This window comes from Oculatella sp. LEGE 06141, assembly GCF_015207605.1.
Lineage (GTDB): Bacteria > Cyanobacteriota > Cyanobacteriia > Elainellales > Elainellaceae > Oculatella.
Genome location: NZ_JADEWO010000017.1, coordinates 1 through 17,048 on the forward strand (window position 1 = coordinate 1; position 17,048 = coordinate 17,048).

13 protein-coding genes, 1 tRNA gene and 1 rRNA gene are annotated in these 17,048 nt (G+C 50.4%); 10 read left to right on the forward strand and 5 right to left on the reverse strand.

Translation table 11 applies throughout. The annotated features are described in order from the left end of the window. A 16S ribosomal RNA gene (locus tag IQ268_RS13500) occupies nt 1–116 on the reverse strand; the annotation flags it as partial. Nucleotides 117–525: 409 nt separating this feature from the next. Here IQ268_RS13500 and glyQ point away from each other — a divergent pair. The 5 genes from glyQ to IQ268_RS13525 all read left to right on the forward strand — a co-directional run bounded on the left by glyQ (nt 526) and on the right by IQ268_RS13525 (nt 5,973). After that, nucleotides 526–1,428: a glycine--tRNA ligase subunit alpha gene (gene glyQ / locus IQ268_RS13505; RefSeq protein ID WP_193879562.1), complete on the forward strand. Its 903-nt coding sequence runs from the start codon at nt 526–528 to the stop codon at nt 1,426–1,428. Nucleotides 1,429–1,518: 90 nt separating this feature from the next. Next, nucleotides 1,519–1,998 carry a DUF4079 domain-containing protein gene (locus IQ268_RS13510; RefSeq protein ID WP_193879565.1) on the forward strand — a complete coding sequence of 160 codons (480 nt, stop codon included), beginning with the start codon at nt 1,519–1,521 and terminating at the stop codon, nt 1,996–1,998. A gap of 91 nt (nt 1,999–2,089) precedes the next feature. Beyond that, a complete protein-coding gene (locus IQ268_RS13515) occupies nt 2,090–4,414 on the forward strand; it encodes a ComEC/Rec2 family competence protein (protein ID WP_193879566.1) in 2,325 nt (774 codons plus the stop codon). A gap of 122 nt (nt 4,415–4,536) precedes the next feature. After that, nucleotides 4,537–4,621, forward strand: a tRNA-Ser gene (locus tag IQ268_RS13520). Between the two features lie 635 nt (nt 4,622–5,256). Then, entirely contained in the window at nt 5,257–5,973 is a 717-nt protein-coding gene (locus IQ268_RS13525) for an SAM-dependent methyltransferase (protein WP_193879594.1), read from the forward strand. A 385-nt stretch (nt 5,974–6,358) separates the two neighbouring features. Here the strand turns inward: IQ268_RS13525 and IQ268_RS13530 are convergent, their stop codons facing one another. After that, on the reverse strand, nt 6,359–7,468 hold the full coding sequence (locus IQ268_RS13530; protein ID WP_193879831.1) for an iron-containing redox enzyme family protein: 1,110 nt from the start codon (nt 7,466–7,468) through the stop codon (nt 6,359–6,361). A 160-nt stretch (nt 7,469–7,628) separates the two neighbouring features. On the opposite strand from IQ268_RS13530, the gene IQ268_RS13535 reads away from it, so the two are divergent. Next, on the forward strand, nt 7,629–8,762 hold the full coding sequence (locus tag IQ268_RS13535; RefSeq protein WP_193879597.1) for a carboxylate-amine ligase: 1,134 nt from the start codon (nt 7,629–7,631) through the stop codon (nt 8,760–8,762). Here IQ268_RS13535 and IQ268_RS13540 read toward each other — a convergent pair. After that, nucleotides 8,750–9,613: an MBL fold metallo-hydrolase gene (locus IQ268_RS13540; protein ID WP_193879600.1), complete on the reverse strand. Its 864-nt coding sequence runs from the start codon at nt 9,611–9,613 to the stop codon at nt 8,750–8,752. The genes IQ268_RS13535 and IQ268_RS13540 overlap by 13 nt on opposite strands. 170 nt (nt 9,614–9,783) lie before the next feature. Here IQ268_RS13540 and IQ268_RS13545 point away from each other — a divergent pair, with 170 nt between their 5' ends. Beyond that, nucleotides 9,784–10,608, forward strand: a complete 825-nt coding sequence (locus tag IQ268_RS13545; RefSeq protein ID WP_193879602.1) for an S-adenosyl-l-methionine hydroxide adenosyltransferase family protein — start codon at nt 9,784–9,786, stop codon at nt 10,606–10,608. Between the two features lie 18 nt (nt 10,609–10,626). Next, the gene (locus IQ268_RS13550; RefSeq protein ID WP_193879605.1) at nt 10,627–11,301 is read left to right on the forward strand and encodes a DUF2301 domain-containing membrane protein; all 675 of its coding nucleotides are present in this window, start codon (nt 10,627–10,629) and stop codon (nt 11,299–11,301) included. 234 nt (nt 11,302–11,535) lie between these two features. Here IQ268_RS13550 and gyrA read toward each other — a convergent pair whose 3' ends face one another. After that, entirely contained in the window at nt 11,536–14,073 is a 2,538-nt protein-coding gene (gene gyrA / locus IQ268_RS13555) for a DNA gyrase subunit A (protein ID WP_193879607.1), read from the reverse strand. A 183-nt stretch (nt 14,074–14,256) separates the two neighbouring features. Between gyrA and IQ268_RS13560 the strand changes: the two genes are divergently transcribed. Together IQ268_RS13560 and IQ268_RS13565 are read left to right on the forward strand one after the other, a co-directional pair. Then, nucleotides 14,257–14,655: a response regulator gene (locus IQ268_RS13560; RefSeq protein ID WP_193879609.1), complete on the forward strand. Its 399-nt coding sequence runs from the start codon at nt 14,257–14,259 to the stop codon at nt 14,653–14,655. 297 nt (nt 14,656–14,952) lie between these two features. After that, the gene (locus IQ268_RS13565) at nt 14,953–16,122 is read left to right on the forward strand and encodes a glycoside hydrolase family 10 protein (RefSeq protein ID WP_339383293.1); all 1,170 of its coding nucleotides are present in this window, start codon (nt 14,953–14,955) and stop codon (nt 16,120–16,122) included. A gap of 20 nt (nt 16,123–16,142) precedes the next feature. Here the strand turns inward: IQ268_RS13565 and IQ268_RS13570 are convergent, their stop codons facing one another. After that, nucleotides 16,143–17,030: a tetratricopeptide repeat protein gene (locus tag IQ268_RS13570; protein ID WP_193879611.1), complete on the reverse strand. Its 888-nt coding sequence runs from the start codon at nt 17,028–17,030 to the stop codon at nt 16,143–16,145. Between the last annotated feature and the right edge of the window lie 18 nt (nt 17,031–17,048).

Sequence of the window (17,048 nt, forward strand, 5' to 3'; positions counted from 1 at the left end):
GATTCTCACGCGTTACTCACCCGTCCGCCACTAAGCTCCGAAAAGCTCCGTTCGACTTGCATGTGTTAAGCAGACCGCCAGCGTTCATCCTGAGCCAGGATCAAACTCTCCATTGTGTTGAGTTTGGGCTCTTTCTCAACCGACTAACGTCGGTTTACCCTTGTTTCTTTTATAACTTCAGGTAGAAATACCTGAACCTAATTGATTAACGGGTTATTTGGTGTTATTCTGGCTTTCAAACTATTGGTTTTTCTAGGTTCGGTGCCGTCGCTTGAGCTTCGCTTGCGCTGTGCCTCTCTCGACCGCTTGACCAATATAGCGACCTTTTTCCCTTCCTGTCAACTCCTTTTTCTTCCTTTTTTTGATCCTCTCCCAAATCAGCTCTACTACTCGCTTTCCGGGGTTGGCTTTGTTACGATCGCATCCTCCAGCCTGAAATTTCTGTTCTGAACGTCCTCTGATTGCTCTGAACGCGCGAGAATGAGTTGACGAGTACTGCTTTTAAGGTTTAAGGACGCTGGTTCTGTGAATTTTCAAACGGTTATTGCAACGCTGCATCGGTTCTGGAGCGATCGCGGTTGTCTTATTGTTCAACCCTACGACACAGAGAAGGGCGCGGGTACAAAGAGTCCCCATACGTTTTTACGGGCGATTGGGCCAGAACCCTGGTCGGTAGCGTATGTGGAACCATGTCGTCGCCCTGGGGATGGGAGGTACGGAGAAAATCCAAATCGGGTGCAGCACTATTATCAGTACCAGGTGCTCATCAAGCCATCGCCAGAGAATATTCAGGAGATTTATCTCGATTCACTGAGGGCGTTGGGAATTAAGCCAGAAGATCACGATATTCGCTTTGTGGAAGACAACTGGGAAGATGCTGCTGTTGGGGCATGGGGTGTAGGGTGGGAAGTATGGCTCGACGGCATGGAAGTGACGCAGTTTACGTACTTTCAGCAGTGCGGCGGGATCGATTGTCGTCCAGTGTCGATTGAGATTACTTACGGTTTGGAGCGACTAACGATGTACCTCCAAAGCGTTAATTCAATTTTTGATATCCGCTGGAATGATGAGCTGACCTATGGAGACGTTCATCTTCAAGGTGAAATTGAGCAGTCAACTTATAATTTCGAAGCATCCAATCCAGAGCTGCTGTTCACGCTGTTTGGACTATATGAACAGGAAGCCGAGCAGTTAATGAAGCGATCGCTAGTTCTACCTGCTTTTGATTATGTATTGAAGTGTTCGCACACCTTTAACTTATTAGATGCGAGGGGAGTAATTTCCGTCACAGAACGGACACGTTACATTCTCAGAATTCGCAATATGGCGAGGCAGGTGGCTCAGCTTTATTTGCAACAGCGAGAAGCAATGGGCTTTCCGTTGCTGGAATCCGAGAAAGTGAAATCTGAAGCGACGGAGGCAGCATAATTCTCAACCGTTTAATTCTCTATGTTTCAGTTCCCATAGAATGTACTTAACATTTCTTAAGAGACATAGAACTGGAGCAAGGAGAATTACATGTCGGGTTTGAGTGACTTGTTGGAGCCGATCGCCACCTGGTTTGACGGTTTGGGGATACCAGAGCCAATCGTGCATTGGGGTCATCCAGTGATGATGGCGATCGTTGTTTTTGTGATGGGCAGCTTTGTGGGATTGACTGGATGGCGAGGTAGAGCGGTTCTTGAGCCAACCGAATCGGCTAAGAGCCGAGCTGACCATCGCACAATGGCTCCCTTGATGTTTTTGTTCATCAGCTTGGGGGCTACAGGTGGATTGTTATCACTGGTGATGCAGGATCAGCCCATTTTAGAAAGTCCTCACTTCTGGACTGGTTTGGCCGTAATTGGGTTACTGGCAGTGAATGCTGTGATTGCATTTGCAGGTTTTGGGAAGGATAAAGGTACACTTCGTACCGTTCACGCATATTTGGGCAGCACTGCATTGTGTTTGCTGTTTTTACATGCGTTATTGGGTTTGAAGTTAGGTTTATCTATCTAGAACTCAGTCCTTCTCATAACTGGAGCAATCAGCGGTCACAGCAGAGGGATCTGGAGGGGAAGGGCTTTAGAGCCTCTACCTGAATCTATCTATGATGGCTGCCAACCTTTCGATTCTTTGCCTTGCTTACATTGCTGGGTTGTTGCTCACTGCGCTTCCCGGACAACTGTTGGGATTGTCTGTTGGTGCGATCGCCCTGCTGCTGCTGGGAGTAGCTGCTTCACTTCTGGTTTCCAGGGTCTGGCGAACGGGGCCATCATCACGAATCTGGTTATTAGCAGGACTCACTGGGCTAATTGCTTCTTTATATTTTCAAATTCAGTTTCCCAGACCAGGTGCTACAGATATTAGTCGGCTCATTCCCAGTTCGGAAGCGATCGCTTCCGAACTGGTATTTACCGTATCAGGCCAAATTGAATCGCCACCCCGTCTAACGCGCAGTCAGAATATTCAGTTTTGGTTGAAGGCAAAGCAAGTGAGGGCGGAGACAAAAACGGGAGCCAAAGCCCTGGCTGAGCGAGCGATCAGCGGCAAGATTTATACCACCGTGCCGCTGTTGATGGGAACAGGGCTACATCCAGGAGAAGTTGTCACTGTTACAGGTTCACTTTATAAACCAAAACCTGCCACCAACCCCGGCGGGTTTGATTTTCAAGCCTATCTCGAGCAGGAAGGTGGTTTTACAGGGATGCGTGGCAATCAGGTTGAGAGTTCTGAGCCTGCTCCCTGGGGACTGTGGGCTGTGCGGCAACGGATTGTGCGATCGCAGGTTCAGCAATTAGGGGTTCCAGAAGGGCCACTGCTCAGCGCAATGGTGATGGGGAAAAACGGGGTCGATGTGCCCTACGACCTGCGCGACGCATTTGCGAAAGCAGGGTTAGCCCATGCGCTAGCGGCATCTGGCTTTCAGGTATCGTTGGTCATTGGAGTTATTTTGTCCCTAACAAAGTCGCTGGCCGCCAGAGTACGGCTGGGGCTGGGGCTTTCCGTTTTGATACTGTATATCGGCTTAACGGGAGCCGAACCGTCAGTGCTTCGTGCCGGAGTGATGGGAGTAGCGGTATTGCTGGCAACCACTCTGGAGCGTAAGGTAAAGCCACTCGGTTCAATGCTTATTGCTGCCACTTTATTGCTAGTCATTCATCCGATTTGGATCTGGAATTTGGGCTTTCAGCTCAGTTTTTTAGCCACGCTAGGATTGCTGGTGACAACGCCTACCCTCACTCGCTGGCTTGATTGGTTACCTCCAACTCTAGCTGGATTTATCGCGGTTCCTGTAGCTGCCTATATCTGGACGATGCCCCTTCAACTGCATGTATTTGGAGTCGTTTCACCCTACAGCATTGTGGCGAACGTTCTCACTGCGCCCTTGTTAACAGTAGTTAGTTTAGGAGGCATGGTTAGTGCCCTCGCGGCTTTAGTTGTTCCAGGAGTAGGGAGTACCCTGGCTGGGCTGTTGTACTACCCCACTCGGGCGTTGATTGCGATCGCCGAATTTTGTAATCAACTACCGGGCAATTCATTTGCCGTTAGCACTATCTCAACGGTGCAAGTTGTAGCTCTTTATGGACTGATTTGCTTGATCTGGTGGCGAGCTAAATGGCAACAGTATTGGTGGGTTGCCGTTGTAGCAGGGCTTAGTTTAATTGCCATTCCGGTGGGATATGCTTACACGAACCTCTCGCAAGTAACGATACTAGCAGGCGATCCCGTTTTGGTCTTGCAGGATAAGGGTAAGGTGGCATTGATCAATAGTGGTGATGAGGCAAATGCGACCTTTTCGGTGATGCCATTTCTAACAAAGCAGGGGGTGAACCGCGTAGAATGGGCGATCGCCACTCAGCAGCAATCCTCTAATTTGGCCGGATGGTATCCGATTTTAAAGAGCCTACCCGTTCAAACCTTCTACGACAATGGCGATCCACCCGATAGCAGCAACGAAGTAGAAAGCAACTCTGCCTCTACCGCTCAGACGTTGTTATCTAAAGCGATCGATGACCAGTTGAAAAACCACCAGGGAAAACGCCTTTCTCTATCGGTGGATCAACCTGTTCTTCTTGGCAAGATGGCGGTTACGCAGATCAGTGCCGAACCACCTGTATTACAACTGCAAACGGATGGAATGCGGTGGCTACTGCTGCCTAATATAGACCCTGCGGATCAACAGACTCTTGTAGCGGCAAATCTACTGCCTGAGGCTCAGGCGATCTGGTGGTTTGGCCGATCGCCAATGCCAGCATTATTGGACACCGTTCAGCCAGATGTTGCGATCGCCTCCAGTGCTGTGAATCCCGAAACTACTGATTGGTTTAGCCAACATGCTGTCCCGCTTTACCAAACCAGACAGGACGGTGCGGTGCGGTGGAACGCCAAGCAGGGATTTGCCACAGCATTACTGGCAAACGACCCCAACTAAGTCTGGGAAACAAAACTCGCAGGAATTGAGCCGTGCGGCTTGGGGCGATCGCTAATCTATAATCAGAAATCAGACCATTGCATCACAGTAAGCAGTACAATAGGTCGAAGACCATGACCTCTGGAGAGGTGGCAGAGCGGTTGAATGCGGCAGACTCGAAATCTGTTTAAGGGCAACCTTACGGGGGTTCGAATCCCCCCCTCTCCGTACGACAGATTCATCCCTTTAGCCTGAACAGCAGAGGACGGTTGGCACTTTACCAGCCATCTGCCCTGGTTAGACATAACCAACTGGCTTAGTTGCAAGGGAAACTGACAAAGAATCTTAAGTCCATACCGTTAATCTGCGAGGCAGTATCAACCACCGCGAACTAGTCGGCAGTGGTGCTGTTTTACATCTCTATCCACAGATTTCTATTAACACACTTTAATACGCTCGATTGTTGGAGCTATTGATCGCTGAACCTGTCAGCGTATGAGCCTTTCAGCACAATACCAATGACGAGTTTTCTCCGTAACATCATTCTCAAAATTAACAGGCATTTACGTCGGCATCAGCTTGCTTGAACCACCAGACGGTGTGCAATTGGATTACACAACGGTGAACCATTCAAGAACTTTTCTTTGCAGATAAGGTCACTACCGAACAACAAATTAGAAACATATCGTCATCTCTCCCTTGCTGTGCATTGGATAAGTCTGGCTTGAGATCGATGTTTTGCACAAAACGCAGTATTGCTTAGCATACCAGCGCATTCGTTTCGGTAACAATTACTTCTAAAGACAGTGTTTATGGCATGAACAGCAGATTAATTTTCATATAGGTGTTTCTTTAATCGTTTCATGCTTACTTCATCTCAGCCATTAAAAGAGATTTTCTTTTGTCCAGAAGAATCAGATTTTTATTCTCACTGTTTAGAAACATTGGTCTTGAGAAATTGTTTGGGTACAGAAGCGATCGCAGAGTTTGGTTCTGGAGATGGTAGTCCAGTAATCAAAGCACTGTTGAGGACAGATTTCACCGGGACAGTCTATGGTTTCGAGCTAAACAACTCAGCTTATGAAGCAGCAAACTTGAAGATTGAACGGTATGAATTGGGCAACAAATACATCATTCACAACCGTTCTCTGTTTGACGTTTCCACGCCTGAGGCAAGCTATCTTGTGTCTAATCCGCCTTATCTTCCAGCAGTGGATAACAAGCTTTATCAACCCCTGCTACATGGAGGAGTGGAAGGAATTACCGTTACAAAAAAACTCTTGTCGTTAAATTACCAAAACGTTTTAACCCTGGCTTCGAGTTATTCAAATCCAGAGGGTTTAATTAATTATGCCCTGGCAAAGGGATATCACGTTTCCGATTTTATTGTTTCACCTATGCAGTTTGGGTACTACAGTTCGGAACCAAAAGTTAAAGACCAGATTGGCAAAATGCGAAGCGAGGGAAGAGCTTTTTATTCAGAAAAGATGTATCTTCTGGCGGGCGTTCTATTTACAAAGGAGGTCAGTCCCAAAGGGAACTTATCTACCGAGTTGGTAAAGGTGATGACTAGCTTGTAAATTGACGGTGCAGAAAACCCTTGAATCTGACATAGGTTGAACGATTAAGATGGCGGCTAAACTCCACAGCCGTCGCCCAAATTGCTGTAAGAAGTTTTAAGAAGGGTACTTCAAAAGTGCTGAGTATCACTCGAACCGCCCCAAACAGACTCGAATTCTGGAAAACTTTGAAGCAGAATCGACTCGGACGTTCCACAAAACTAGGAGCTTAGCACCTGCGGCAAGCCAGAACAGAGGCAATTCCAAATAACCCTTAGCACCTTTAGAACAGCCTCTATGATTGTGGTTTGATGCTTGAAGAAGTGTGGCTTATCTCAGCGCAATCCCTGGTGTAAAGTCAGGGGTTGCGCTTTTGAAACAATGCCATTGGTTGATCGGGTAGCTGCTACTGATCATGCACTTGATCAGCGTTGCGTACCGCCTGTACAACTGCTATTCCGGCGCGATCGCTCAATAGTCGTTGCTGATCGTAGCCAAACACTAGCTCCCATGCATCGTTCGAATACTGTTCCATCAGGGGCAGAGCTACATCGTCCATCATCCAGCGACCGTGTAGCTCATCTACTTTGATGTGCAAATCCCAATAGCTCATGGCTGCTTTAGACAGTCCGAGCCGCTCACCAGCCGCCTGGTAATGACGAAACGCTGCCGGAACAGTCAGCTCTCCGTAAAGCAGCCCACCAACGTAACGCAGAAAATAGCGCTTGCGTTCAGTTAGCAAAAAGCTATGGTTGATGATGGCCAGAACTTCCCAGGGCACCAGATCAAAGTAAGCCTCCGGCTCAGTTTTCATCCCTAGCTCCTCCAGCATCACAGTGAAATAGGACGAGTGCTTACGTCCAAGGCGACCAGCACCATATTCCTCTACCAGAAGACGAGTCAACACGGCATGTATCTCGTTGCTGACCCCACCCAGGGTGCGAGAAAGCTGGCTAGCCTCAACTAACCCATCCAGAGAGGCGATCGCCACCAAGCGACGATATCCCGCCTCACCCACCTGCTCGTGGATAAATAGCTGATCAGCAGACGGCAACGGATCGACATCGGCAGCAACCCAGTCACTCAGCACCTGTTTAAGGTTCATCTCCTGGTAGGATGCCGTGTCCAATTGTTCTGTTTCCCAGCGTTGCCAGGCCGTCTCAATGCGATCGCGCACTGCTCTTAAATAAAGGGAGCGCTCATTGGTATAGTGCCGCAAATCGTCATACCAGAAGAGCTTCAGTCGATTAATTCGATACAGCACCCGCTGCAAAAAACGATGAGCCTGCACATCCCCGCCTTCTCCTGTGTAGGCCGCTGCCATTGCCGCTGCGATCGCCCCATCCACTTCGTTCGTACTAACACGCTGTTCAGCCAGTTTGTCATCCAAATCCTCCGTTTCGAGCAATTGGATGAAGTGCTGTTCGGCCTGACTATAGTCGGCTGCGGTGGGTAATAAAGCGGTTGATTTAGGTGTCGCCTCTACGCTTGGGAACGTCGCGATTTTGCTCTGCATCATGTAATGTTATTCATGCTTATTTCACTTCCTTCGATCCTGATTCATTACACCGATGCAATACATCTACCCTAAAGGTAATAGCGGCAACGAGGAGATTTAGGGTTTCATCCCAATAGGGCATCACACCCGGATAGCCTAAACCAAGGAGATAGCTAGTATGTCCCCTCAAGCCGAAGAATTCACCATTGGCGTAGAAGAAGAATTTCAGATCATCAACCCGCAGACACACCAGCTCTGTACGCGATCGCCCTCCATTCTTTCTATTGCTCAGGCCGTTTTGGGGGAGCAGGTAGTGCAACCAGAATTTCGGCAGTCGCAAATCGAAATCGCTACTCCTATCTGTCGATCGCTGCAAGAAGTGCGAACACAGCTATTACATCTAAGAAGGGAAGTCATTGCAGCAGCAGCACAAGACGGCAGCCAGATTGCAGCGGCCGGAATTCACCCTTTTTCCCATTGGCAAGAGCAATCATTTACACCCAAACCCCAGTATCAAAATCTGGCGCAACAGTATCAAATCCTGATGCAAGAGCTGGTCACCTTTGGCTGTCATGTCCACATTGGCATCAGCGATCGCGAAATGGCCATTCAGGTCATGAATCGGGTTCGCGGTTGGTTAGCCCCTATGCTGGCACTGGCGGCATCCTCCCCCTTCTGGCTAGGTAAGGATACCGGATATACCAGCTACCGAACGGCACTCATCAGTCGGCTTCCTATGGCAGGGCCGCCGCCTCTGTTTAATTCGTATAGCTGCTATCAAGCCAGGGTGCGATCGTTCCTCAACACAAAAACCATTCAGCAACCCACGCAAATTTGTTGGGATGTGCGGCCTTCTGAGCGGTTTCCAACCCTGGAGTTTCGCATCACAGACATGTGTATGACGGCAGACGAAGCCGTAATGATTGCAGGGCTGGCTCGCGCCCTGGTGCGAACCTGCTATGAACAGGCGATCGCACATACCCCCTATGCGCCTGTACAATCAGAACTCCTGCGCGCAGCCAACTGGTGTGCGGCTCGATTTGGCCTGGATGCAGAATTAATTGATGTTGAAGCTGAATGTAGTGTACCAGCGCCAAAACTAATTGAGCAGTTCCTGGAGTTTGTGCGTCCAGCACTCAACGATTTCGGAGAATGGGAGGACGTTTACCCAACCGTACAGAACACCATGCAACACGGCACAGGTGCCGCACGCCAGCGACAGGTCTATAACCGCACCGGGCGGTTAGAAGATGTCGTTGATTTTATGGTTCAGGAAACGGCTAAAGGAACACTATCCCCTCAAGTTATATAAGGGCGAGCTGGCTCAAACTGGTAAGTATCACCATGATTAAGGTATCGGACTCGGTCTGTTAAACCCGCTTCGGCGATGGCTTTTACGAAGTCCTCTAATGGAGACTTCATCACTGTGTAGTCGTTGTAGTGAATGGGGATAGCAGTACGCGGAGCAATGATTTCGATCGCCCGTACCCCCTGCTTTCCATCCATCGTCAGTAGCACTCCTAAAACCCTGGTTCCACCTAAATGAATTAGAGCCAAATCAATATCAGGATAGCGCTGCGGAATTTGTTTAAACTCATCGTGAATTAGCGTATCGCCACTGATGTAAATCCTGAACTGGGTCTGCCCCTCAGAGGTTTGAAACTCCAGCATACTACCCATAACCGGAGGAAGTGCCGCTTGCAGCAAGCCAGGGCCGTGAATTCCAGGCGTTGCACTAATGCGGAGATGAGCTTCGCCCTTGACGACATGCTGCGTTTCCCAGGTATGTAAAGGATAGGTTGATCGAAATCCCTTCTGTTGCAGCTTCGCCGTAGCGTGGGGCGTTGTGACGATCGGCAAGTCATGGTTAAGCTTCTGCTCCACCACCCGATCGAAGTGATCTTCGTGCATATGGGAAAGCACCACCAGATCCAATGGAGGCAAATCCTCCAGTTCTATCGCTGGATTCGTTTTCCGAGCAGAACGGATGCCATACCCCAGATGCACATGCTCACCCTGATGCAAAAAGTTAGGGTCAGTCAGGATGGTAAATCCTGCATAGCGGAGGATCACTGTCGCGTTGCCAACAAAGAAGAGGGAACCCTGTTCAAAGTTGGGGCGATCGCCATCTGCGGGTAGAACCAGTTCTTTTGTAAGGTTCATACAATTAATGGGCACAGCGCACGTTGTTCCCAACAGCATAGGTTTCGCCTTTTCACCCATACGTCTATCCCAGGAAAGGCTCTGTTTCTCTACAGATAGAGTTTCAATGAAGGCAATGTGTGCCCGCTATCACGTCCTATGAATTCAGCTTCAATCCCCCAGGCCGATTTATGTCTACCCAACCATTGCTCACGCTGCTCAGCGACTTTGGCCTACAAGACGGTTATGTTGGCATGATGAAAGGGGTGATTGCTCACATTAACCCAGCCGTCCGCACCATTGATTTGACACACCAAATTCCACCGCAAAACATTGCAGCGGCGCGGTTTGTTTTAATGAACGCTTATCCGTTTTTTCCAGCAGGAACCGTGCATGTTGCGATCGTTGATCCGGGGGTTGGCAGTGCCCGACGTGCGATCGCCCTTCATTTAGCAGACGGCAGTTTTGTGGTGGGGCCAGACAACGGCCTGTTTAGCGGAGTGCTAATGCAGCGTCAAGTTGTACAAGCGGCTGAACTCACCAACACCCGTTACTGGAGACGGGCCGAACCCAGTACCACGTTTCACGGTCGAGATATTTTTGCTCCGGTAGGGGCGCATTTAGCCAGCGGTGTGTCTTTAGGGGAATTGGGAAGTCAGATTGATCCAGCAACACTGGTGCAATTCCCGATTTCAGCCCCTACTCCAACCCGATCGGGCTTTGCAGGCACCATTCAATATATCGATCGGTTTGGCAATGCCATTACAACCATTCCTGGAGATTTTGTTAAGGAACGAGCCTGGTCTGTGGCAACAAGTACCACATCTGCACCGGGTTGTCGGGCGTACAGTGATGTGGCACCAGGACAGCCACTAGCACTAATAGGAAGCCACGGCTGGGTTGAACTGGCGGTAAACGAAGGCGATGCCCGTTCGCAACTGCGGTTAAGTTGGCACAGCCCGATTGAAGTCGTCATAGGGATACAGGGCAATCAAGCAGAGTATCCTAGTAGGTGAAAGGTAGAGGCAAGGTTTATGGTCAACATTCAAGCAGCCGAACCGCAAGTTTATCAAGGACAGTTTGGCGAATTTACGATCGACACTCACGATCGCCAGGGTGTGATCTTCTATCGGGCAGGCTTGATGGTAGCGGCATTAAGCTTTGCCGTTGGCAGCACGCTAGTGCTGTGGCAACCTCATACCTTCGTGCAGCTATTGACACCGCTATATGCCTGCTTCTCACTGGCATTGGGCATAAGCTTGCTGCTGATTCATATTTACTTAATTCCCCTGCACCGGGCGCTGCAAGCCTTCTGGATTGCTGGTAGCGTGGCGGCGATCGCAATTGCGTTAGCGTACAGAGAACCCCTAGCCCTGACGGTTTATCACAACCCCACCACTTTGCTTGGCATTGGCTTAACGTTTGTCGCCCTGACTGGAATCTTCTTTAAAGAAGCCTTTTGTTTTAACCGATTGGAAACGAAGCTATTAACGCCTATCGTTCCGTTGCTCTTGCTGGGGCATCTATCGGGACTGTTGCCCCTGGTGTGGGAGCGGGGCTTACTCGCCGCCTGGGCGGTACTAATGGTTGTTTTTGCGCTTCGCAAAGCCGTTCAGCCCATTCCAGATGACATTGGCGACAAAAGCGTCTTTGCTTACCTCAAACAGCAGACCAATTTAAAACAGCAAGCCAAAGAGGCGAATTTGTAGAGAGTAACCTTCTAGCATTCACCTGGAACGAATAAGGCGTGACTGAATGGACGGATGCATCGTAGAGGAGATATAAGCTCATCGCCCCCAAATCCCTCAATTCTGGAGGACTGACGGGTAGAACAGCTCCCCAAATAGAGGGGTGGTGAGCGACTTCATACCGTGATTCAGCAACGCTATGAATAATTCACTCACCTTTACTTTTGCAACCGCGCCAGCCAGAAATTCAGTTGCTTAATCTGCATCTGAACGGTTGTCCCAATCCGCTTTGGCGGCACCCAGAGATATCAAAGTCAGGCTGACGATCTTCTCCTGGCGATCGAGCTTGAGCAACCGTTTTCCAGCCGTATCTTTCCCAACCAGAGGCGCTGCCTGAATGGGTAACTGAGCGATGCGATCGCTGGTTGTTAGCACCGTAACAGTAGTTTTTGGCAGCGCTGGCATAATGCCCACCAGTGTGTCGGTTTTGGCTGTAAACTGCATCGCTTGCGAACCAATTTCGCCCCGTGTTGCCAATCGCACCTCGTTCACCGCCAGTCGCTTAGCCTGACCCTGGGTTGAAACCAGCAACACATGGTCATCCGAATTGACAATAACGCAACCCACCAGCGTCTCTTGCTTACGCAAGCGCAGCGCCTGTTGCCCCTGAGCCGCCCGCCCCACAATTGGCACCTGCTCATCATCCACTTCAAACCGCAATAGCCGTCCGCCCGACGATGCCAAGACGATTTCCTGCCCCGGCTCAACCCGATTGACCGACAGCAATTCATCATCATCTTTCAACTTAATTACCGTTAGCCCCCGGCCAGTAATGTTGGTAAATTCCGACAGCGGCAGGCGCTTAATCCGTCCCTGCTGGGTCAGAATCAGCAAATCCTGGGTTTCCAGTTCCAGCGACAAGACAAACTGAGCCACCAGCGTTTCCGGATCGCCCTGTGCATTCGGGGGCAGCAGCGTCACTAACGGCGTTCCTTTCGATTGCCGGGTTGTGAGCGGAATATCGCCCACATGGATGGTATATGCCTTTCCACTACGGGTCAGCATCAATAGTTCTTGCCCTGTTTGGGCTGGCTGAACGTGAGTTACAAAGTCGTCTGCTTCAACCAGAGTTTTCGACAATTGCACATCTTGCTTGGCCTGCTGCCGCTCATAGGCTTTTGGCGACAGCCGCCGCACATAGCCGCGATGGGTAAATTCCAGCACCACATTTTGTTCAGTGGCTTCCTCTTCTGCCACGATCGCCGCTAATCGTTGGGTTTCTTCTACCCGCTCGGCAGCAGTTTGAATGCGAGTGCGACGCGGATCGGCAAACTTGCGCTTGAGGGCACGCAGCTCTTTCTTCAGCGCTTTGAGAAACTCACGACGGTTGTTTAGCAGTTGCTGAAGGTCTTGAATTTGAGTGTTTAAGCGATCGAACTCCTCCTGAAGATTCTGCCGCTCTAACCCGGTTAACCGCCGCAACGGCATCGACAAAATGGCATCGGCCTGCCGATCGCTAAAATCAAACTGCTCTTGCATTCGCAGTTTAGCCGTGGTGCCATCGGGAGCATGTCGCAAAATGTCGATGATGTTGTCCAAATTACCCAGCGCAGCCAGCAGACCTTCAACCACATGGATGCGGTTTTCGGTTTGCTGCAATTCGTGGCGATATTGCCGGGTCAGGGTTTGCTCGCGGAAATCAAGAAATTGCTGCAATAGCTCACGTAGCGGCATCTGACGCGGTTGCCCATCCGCCAGAGCCAGCATAATTGCCCCAAAGTTGCTTTGCAGCGGCGTGAGTTTGTATAAAGCATTAAGCACCAGTTCTGGCTGCGCTTCTCGCTTCAGCTCGATGACCACCCGCATACCGTCGCGATCGCTTTCATCGCGAATGTCCTGAATGCCCTCAATCCGACCCTGGTTCACCAGATCGGCAATTTTCTCAATCCAGGCGGCTTTGTTCACCTGGAAGGGCAGTTCTGTTACCACGATCGCCGGACGACGGTGCCGCCCTCGACCGGGCTGAATTTCTTCAAATTGGGCAATTCCCCGCATCGGAATGCTGCCACGTCCGCTGGTGTAAGCCTCACGAATACCTGCGGTATCAATGATCTCGCCGCCCGTCGGAAAATCTGGCCCCGGAATCAGCTCAAACAACTGCTGATCGGGCAAATCGGGACGATCAATTAAGGCAATCAAACCATCAATGACTTCACCCAGGTTGTGCGGAGGGATATTGGTCGCCATACCCACCGCAATGCCAGAACTGCCGTTGAGTAACAAGAACGGCAACTGAGCCGGTAAAACGATCGGCTCTTGCTGCGAATTGTCGAAGTTACCAATAAAATCGACCGTGGCTTCGCTAATTTCAGCCAATAGCCCCTCGTTGCCAACGGCAGCCAGCCGCGTTTCGGTGTAACGCATGGCGGCAGGCGGATCGTCGTCCACCGAGCCAAAGTTGCCGTGTCCGGCCAGCAGTGGATAACGGCTGGAAAACTCCTGCACCATCCGCACCAGCGCGTCGTACACCGCCTGGTCGCCGTGGGGGTGATATTTGCCCAACACATCTCCAACCACACGGGCGCACTTGCGATAGGGGCGATCGGGCGTTAATCCCAGTTCGTGCATGGCGTACAAAATACGTCGATGCACCGGTTTAAGACCGTCTCGCACATCGGGCAATGCCCGACCAACAATCACACTCATGGCATATTCTAAGTACGACCGCTGCACTTCGGTGTGCAGTGCCGTCGCTACAATCTGTCCGGAGGTAATATTCAACTGTCTAGCCATGAGTTTTGTTCCTTTCCAACGTCCAAATCACTGCCCTGGGGTTATCTTGTGGGTTAGATAGGTTAGCGAATAGCATTACGAATAGCAACTTTGAGTGTATATTTCACTGTCTTTTCACAGTAGTATCAAACCAAAAAACTTGAGAATGCTTCGTCTTGAGAGTAAAACCATAGGGAAAACGTCATGAAAACTGTGCTTATTGTGGAGGATGATCTGATTAATGCTCGCGTATTCTCCAAAATTTTGACGAAGCGAGGCGGTTTAGAGGTCAAGCATACAGAAAACGTCGATGAGGTGATGCAAATTGCCCAAGCCCGTCAAGCCGATGTTATTTTGATGGACGTTTCTCTATCTCACAGCGTTTATCAGGGGAAGCCAGTGGATGGCATTCGGATTACACAAATGCTAAAAGCCGATCCACAGACGGCAGATTTGCCCATCATTCTAGTCACGGCTCATGCGATGGAGGGCGATCGCGAGAACTTCCTCAAACAAAGCGGTGCAGACGACTATATCTCTAAACCAGTGGTCGATCATCAACAATTTGTCGATCAGATCATGGCACTTCTGCCCAAAGAATAAGTGCGTATGTACTATATTGCCAAAACTTTGATAAGTTTCGCATATTAGGGGGCACAAAGGGCAACTCCGGTGCGGTACTGTCATCAGATAGCTAGCTGGAAGCGGGGTACCCCTCCCCTCCAAAAGCTATAACAACGTTCACGCCCACTCCGCTGGAATTCAATGTTATGTAATCCATCATCTACCATTCCAGCGGTCAGGTTGAGACGATTATTCCAGGGTTCATTGGCTTGAATCATGAGCTGGCTCAACGTTTTCAGTCCAATGCGCTAACTCCACACCAAAGGATCGACATCTGTGAAATTGAAACGGCAACTGTGGCTAGCAGGTTTGCTGGCATTTGGGCTGGCGATCGCCCTCATGGTTCACTTTCCGTTTGTAGCCAACGCTCAGGTCAGCCCCCTATCAACGGTCTCAACGGCTGAGTTGAGAGGGGTTTGGTTAACCAATATTGACAGCAACGTGCTGTTTTCGCGACGCAACCTCAACCAAGGGATTCGTCGGCTAGCGCAATTGAATTTCAACACTATTTATCCCACCGTTTGGAACTGGGGATATACGCTTTATCCTAGCTCGATTGCCGCCCAGGTTACCGGACATCGGCTTGATCCGCAACCGGGCTTGCAGGGGCGAGATATGCTGGCTGAAGCGATCAATCAGGGGCACCGTCGCGGGTTAGCGGTTATTCCCTGGTTTGAATTTGGGCTGATGGCACCCGCCGACTCCGATTTGGCGCGGCTCCACCCCGACTGGATTACCTCACGCCGCGACGGTAGCCAGGTAGTTATGGAAGGACAAGATCCGCGCGTCTGGCTGAACCCGGCTCACCCAGAGGTACAGCGCTTCATCGTAGATTTAGTAACGGAAGTGGTTGCAAACTATGACGTAGACGGCATTCAGTTTGACGATCATTTTGGTTTGCCCTTTGAGTTAGGCTACGACCCTTACACAGTACAGCTTTATCAACAAGAGCATCAGGGCAAGCGTCCACCCGCCGATCCGCACGACCCAGAATGGATGCGCTGGCGGGCGACTAAAATTACCCAATTGATGTCTCAACTGTTTTATGCCGTTAAAGCGCTCAAACCCAACTGCCTGGTTTCGCTCTCTCCCAACCCTCGCGAGTTTGCTTACGACATGTATTTGCAAGATTGGTGGACGTGGGAGCGCCGGGGCTATGTTGAAGAGTTGATTGTGCAGCTTTATCGTCCCAACCTAATTAATTTTTTGGTAGAGCTACAGCGGCCAGAAATTCAGATGGCTCGTACCCACATTCCCGTCGGCATTGGCATTCTCGCCGGGTTGAAGAACCGCCCGGTGGACATCACACTGATTCAAGACCAGGTGAGAACCGTGCGCGATCGCCAATTGGCCGGAGTCTCATTCTTCTTCTACGAGAGTTTGGGCGATCGGGACACAGACTTTCTGGCTTTATTTCCAACCCCTGCCCAGCGTCCGAGGGTGTGATGCCTAGCAGGACAATGACATTATTCCTCCTGCTGAGACGGGTCTGAGGAGTTAACGGCGCTAGATTGCGCGATCGCGGCTTGAATGGGCGGCAATTCCAGAAAGGTTTGAGCTTGAGCCAGTAGGCGATCGCCCCACAGGTTTTCGCGTAAAAACTCAAGGTCGGCATAGCGATCATCCAGACGAATGGCGGCCTCTCCCAGTGCCAAAGCCTGCTCTCGCTCCCCCTGAGCATAAAGCGCCACAGCGATCGCCAGTTTGGGTTCTGCTTGAGTATCGTCAATTTCGGCTGCCGTTTGCCATTCGCGCACGGCTCCTGCAACATCCCCCTGCTCGTAAAGCACCAGGCCAATGTTGTTCACCGCTGGCCAGAACTGTTCGTCCAGGTCAACGGCTTTTTGATATTGATCGATCGCTTCATCATACGCTTGCTGTTTGTAATAAGCGTTGCCTAAATCAAACAGCGCCCCCGGAATCTCAGGTTCGAGGCGTAGTCCAGACTCGATATACCGCACAGCCGTGTCATATTCTTCCTGCTGGAAGTAAGCTGACCCCAGCGTAAACAAAACAGCCGCATCGTTTGGTTCTAGTGCCCTGGAACGTTGCAAGGCGATAATGCCCTGATTCATGTCTTCTTTTTGCAGGTAAATGCTGCCCAACAATGCCCACACCTGGGAGTTATTGGGAGCCAGTTGAGTCGCTAACTGCGCCCTCGCCAGGGCAAGTTCCGTTTGTTGAAATTGAATCAACTGTGCCGCTTCTTGGGCAAGAATTAGCCCCTGCTGTTCTAGCTTCTCATTATCAAGTTCCAGAACATGCGGAATCAAAGCTTGACTCCGAACGGGTTGCACAACACTGCACAGACCAGCTAAAACCAGGATTGAAAACAGAGGAATTCGCTTAAACACGGGGCTTGTCGTCTCAAA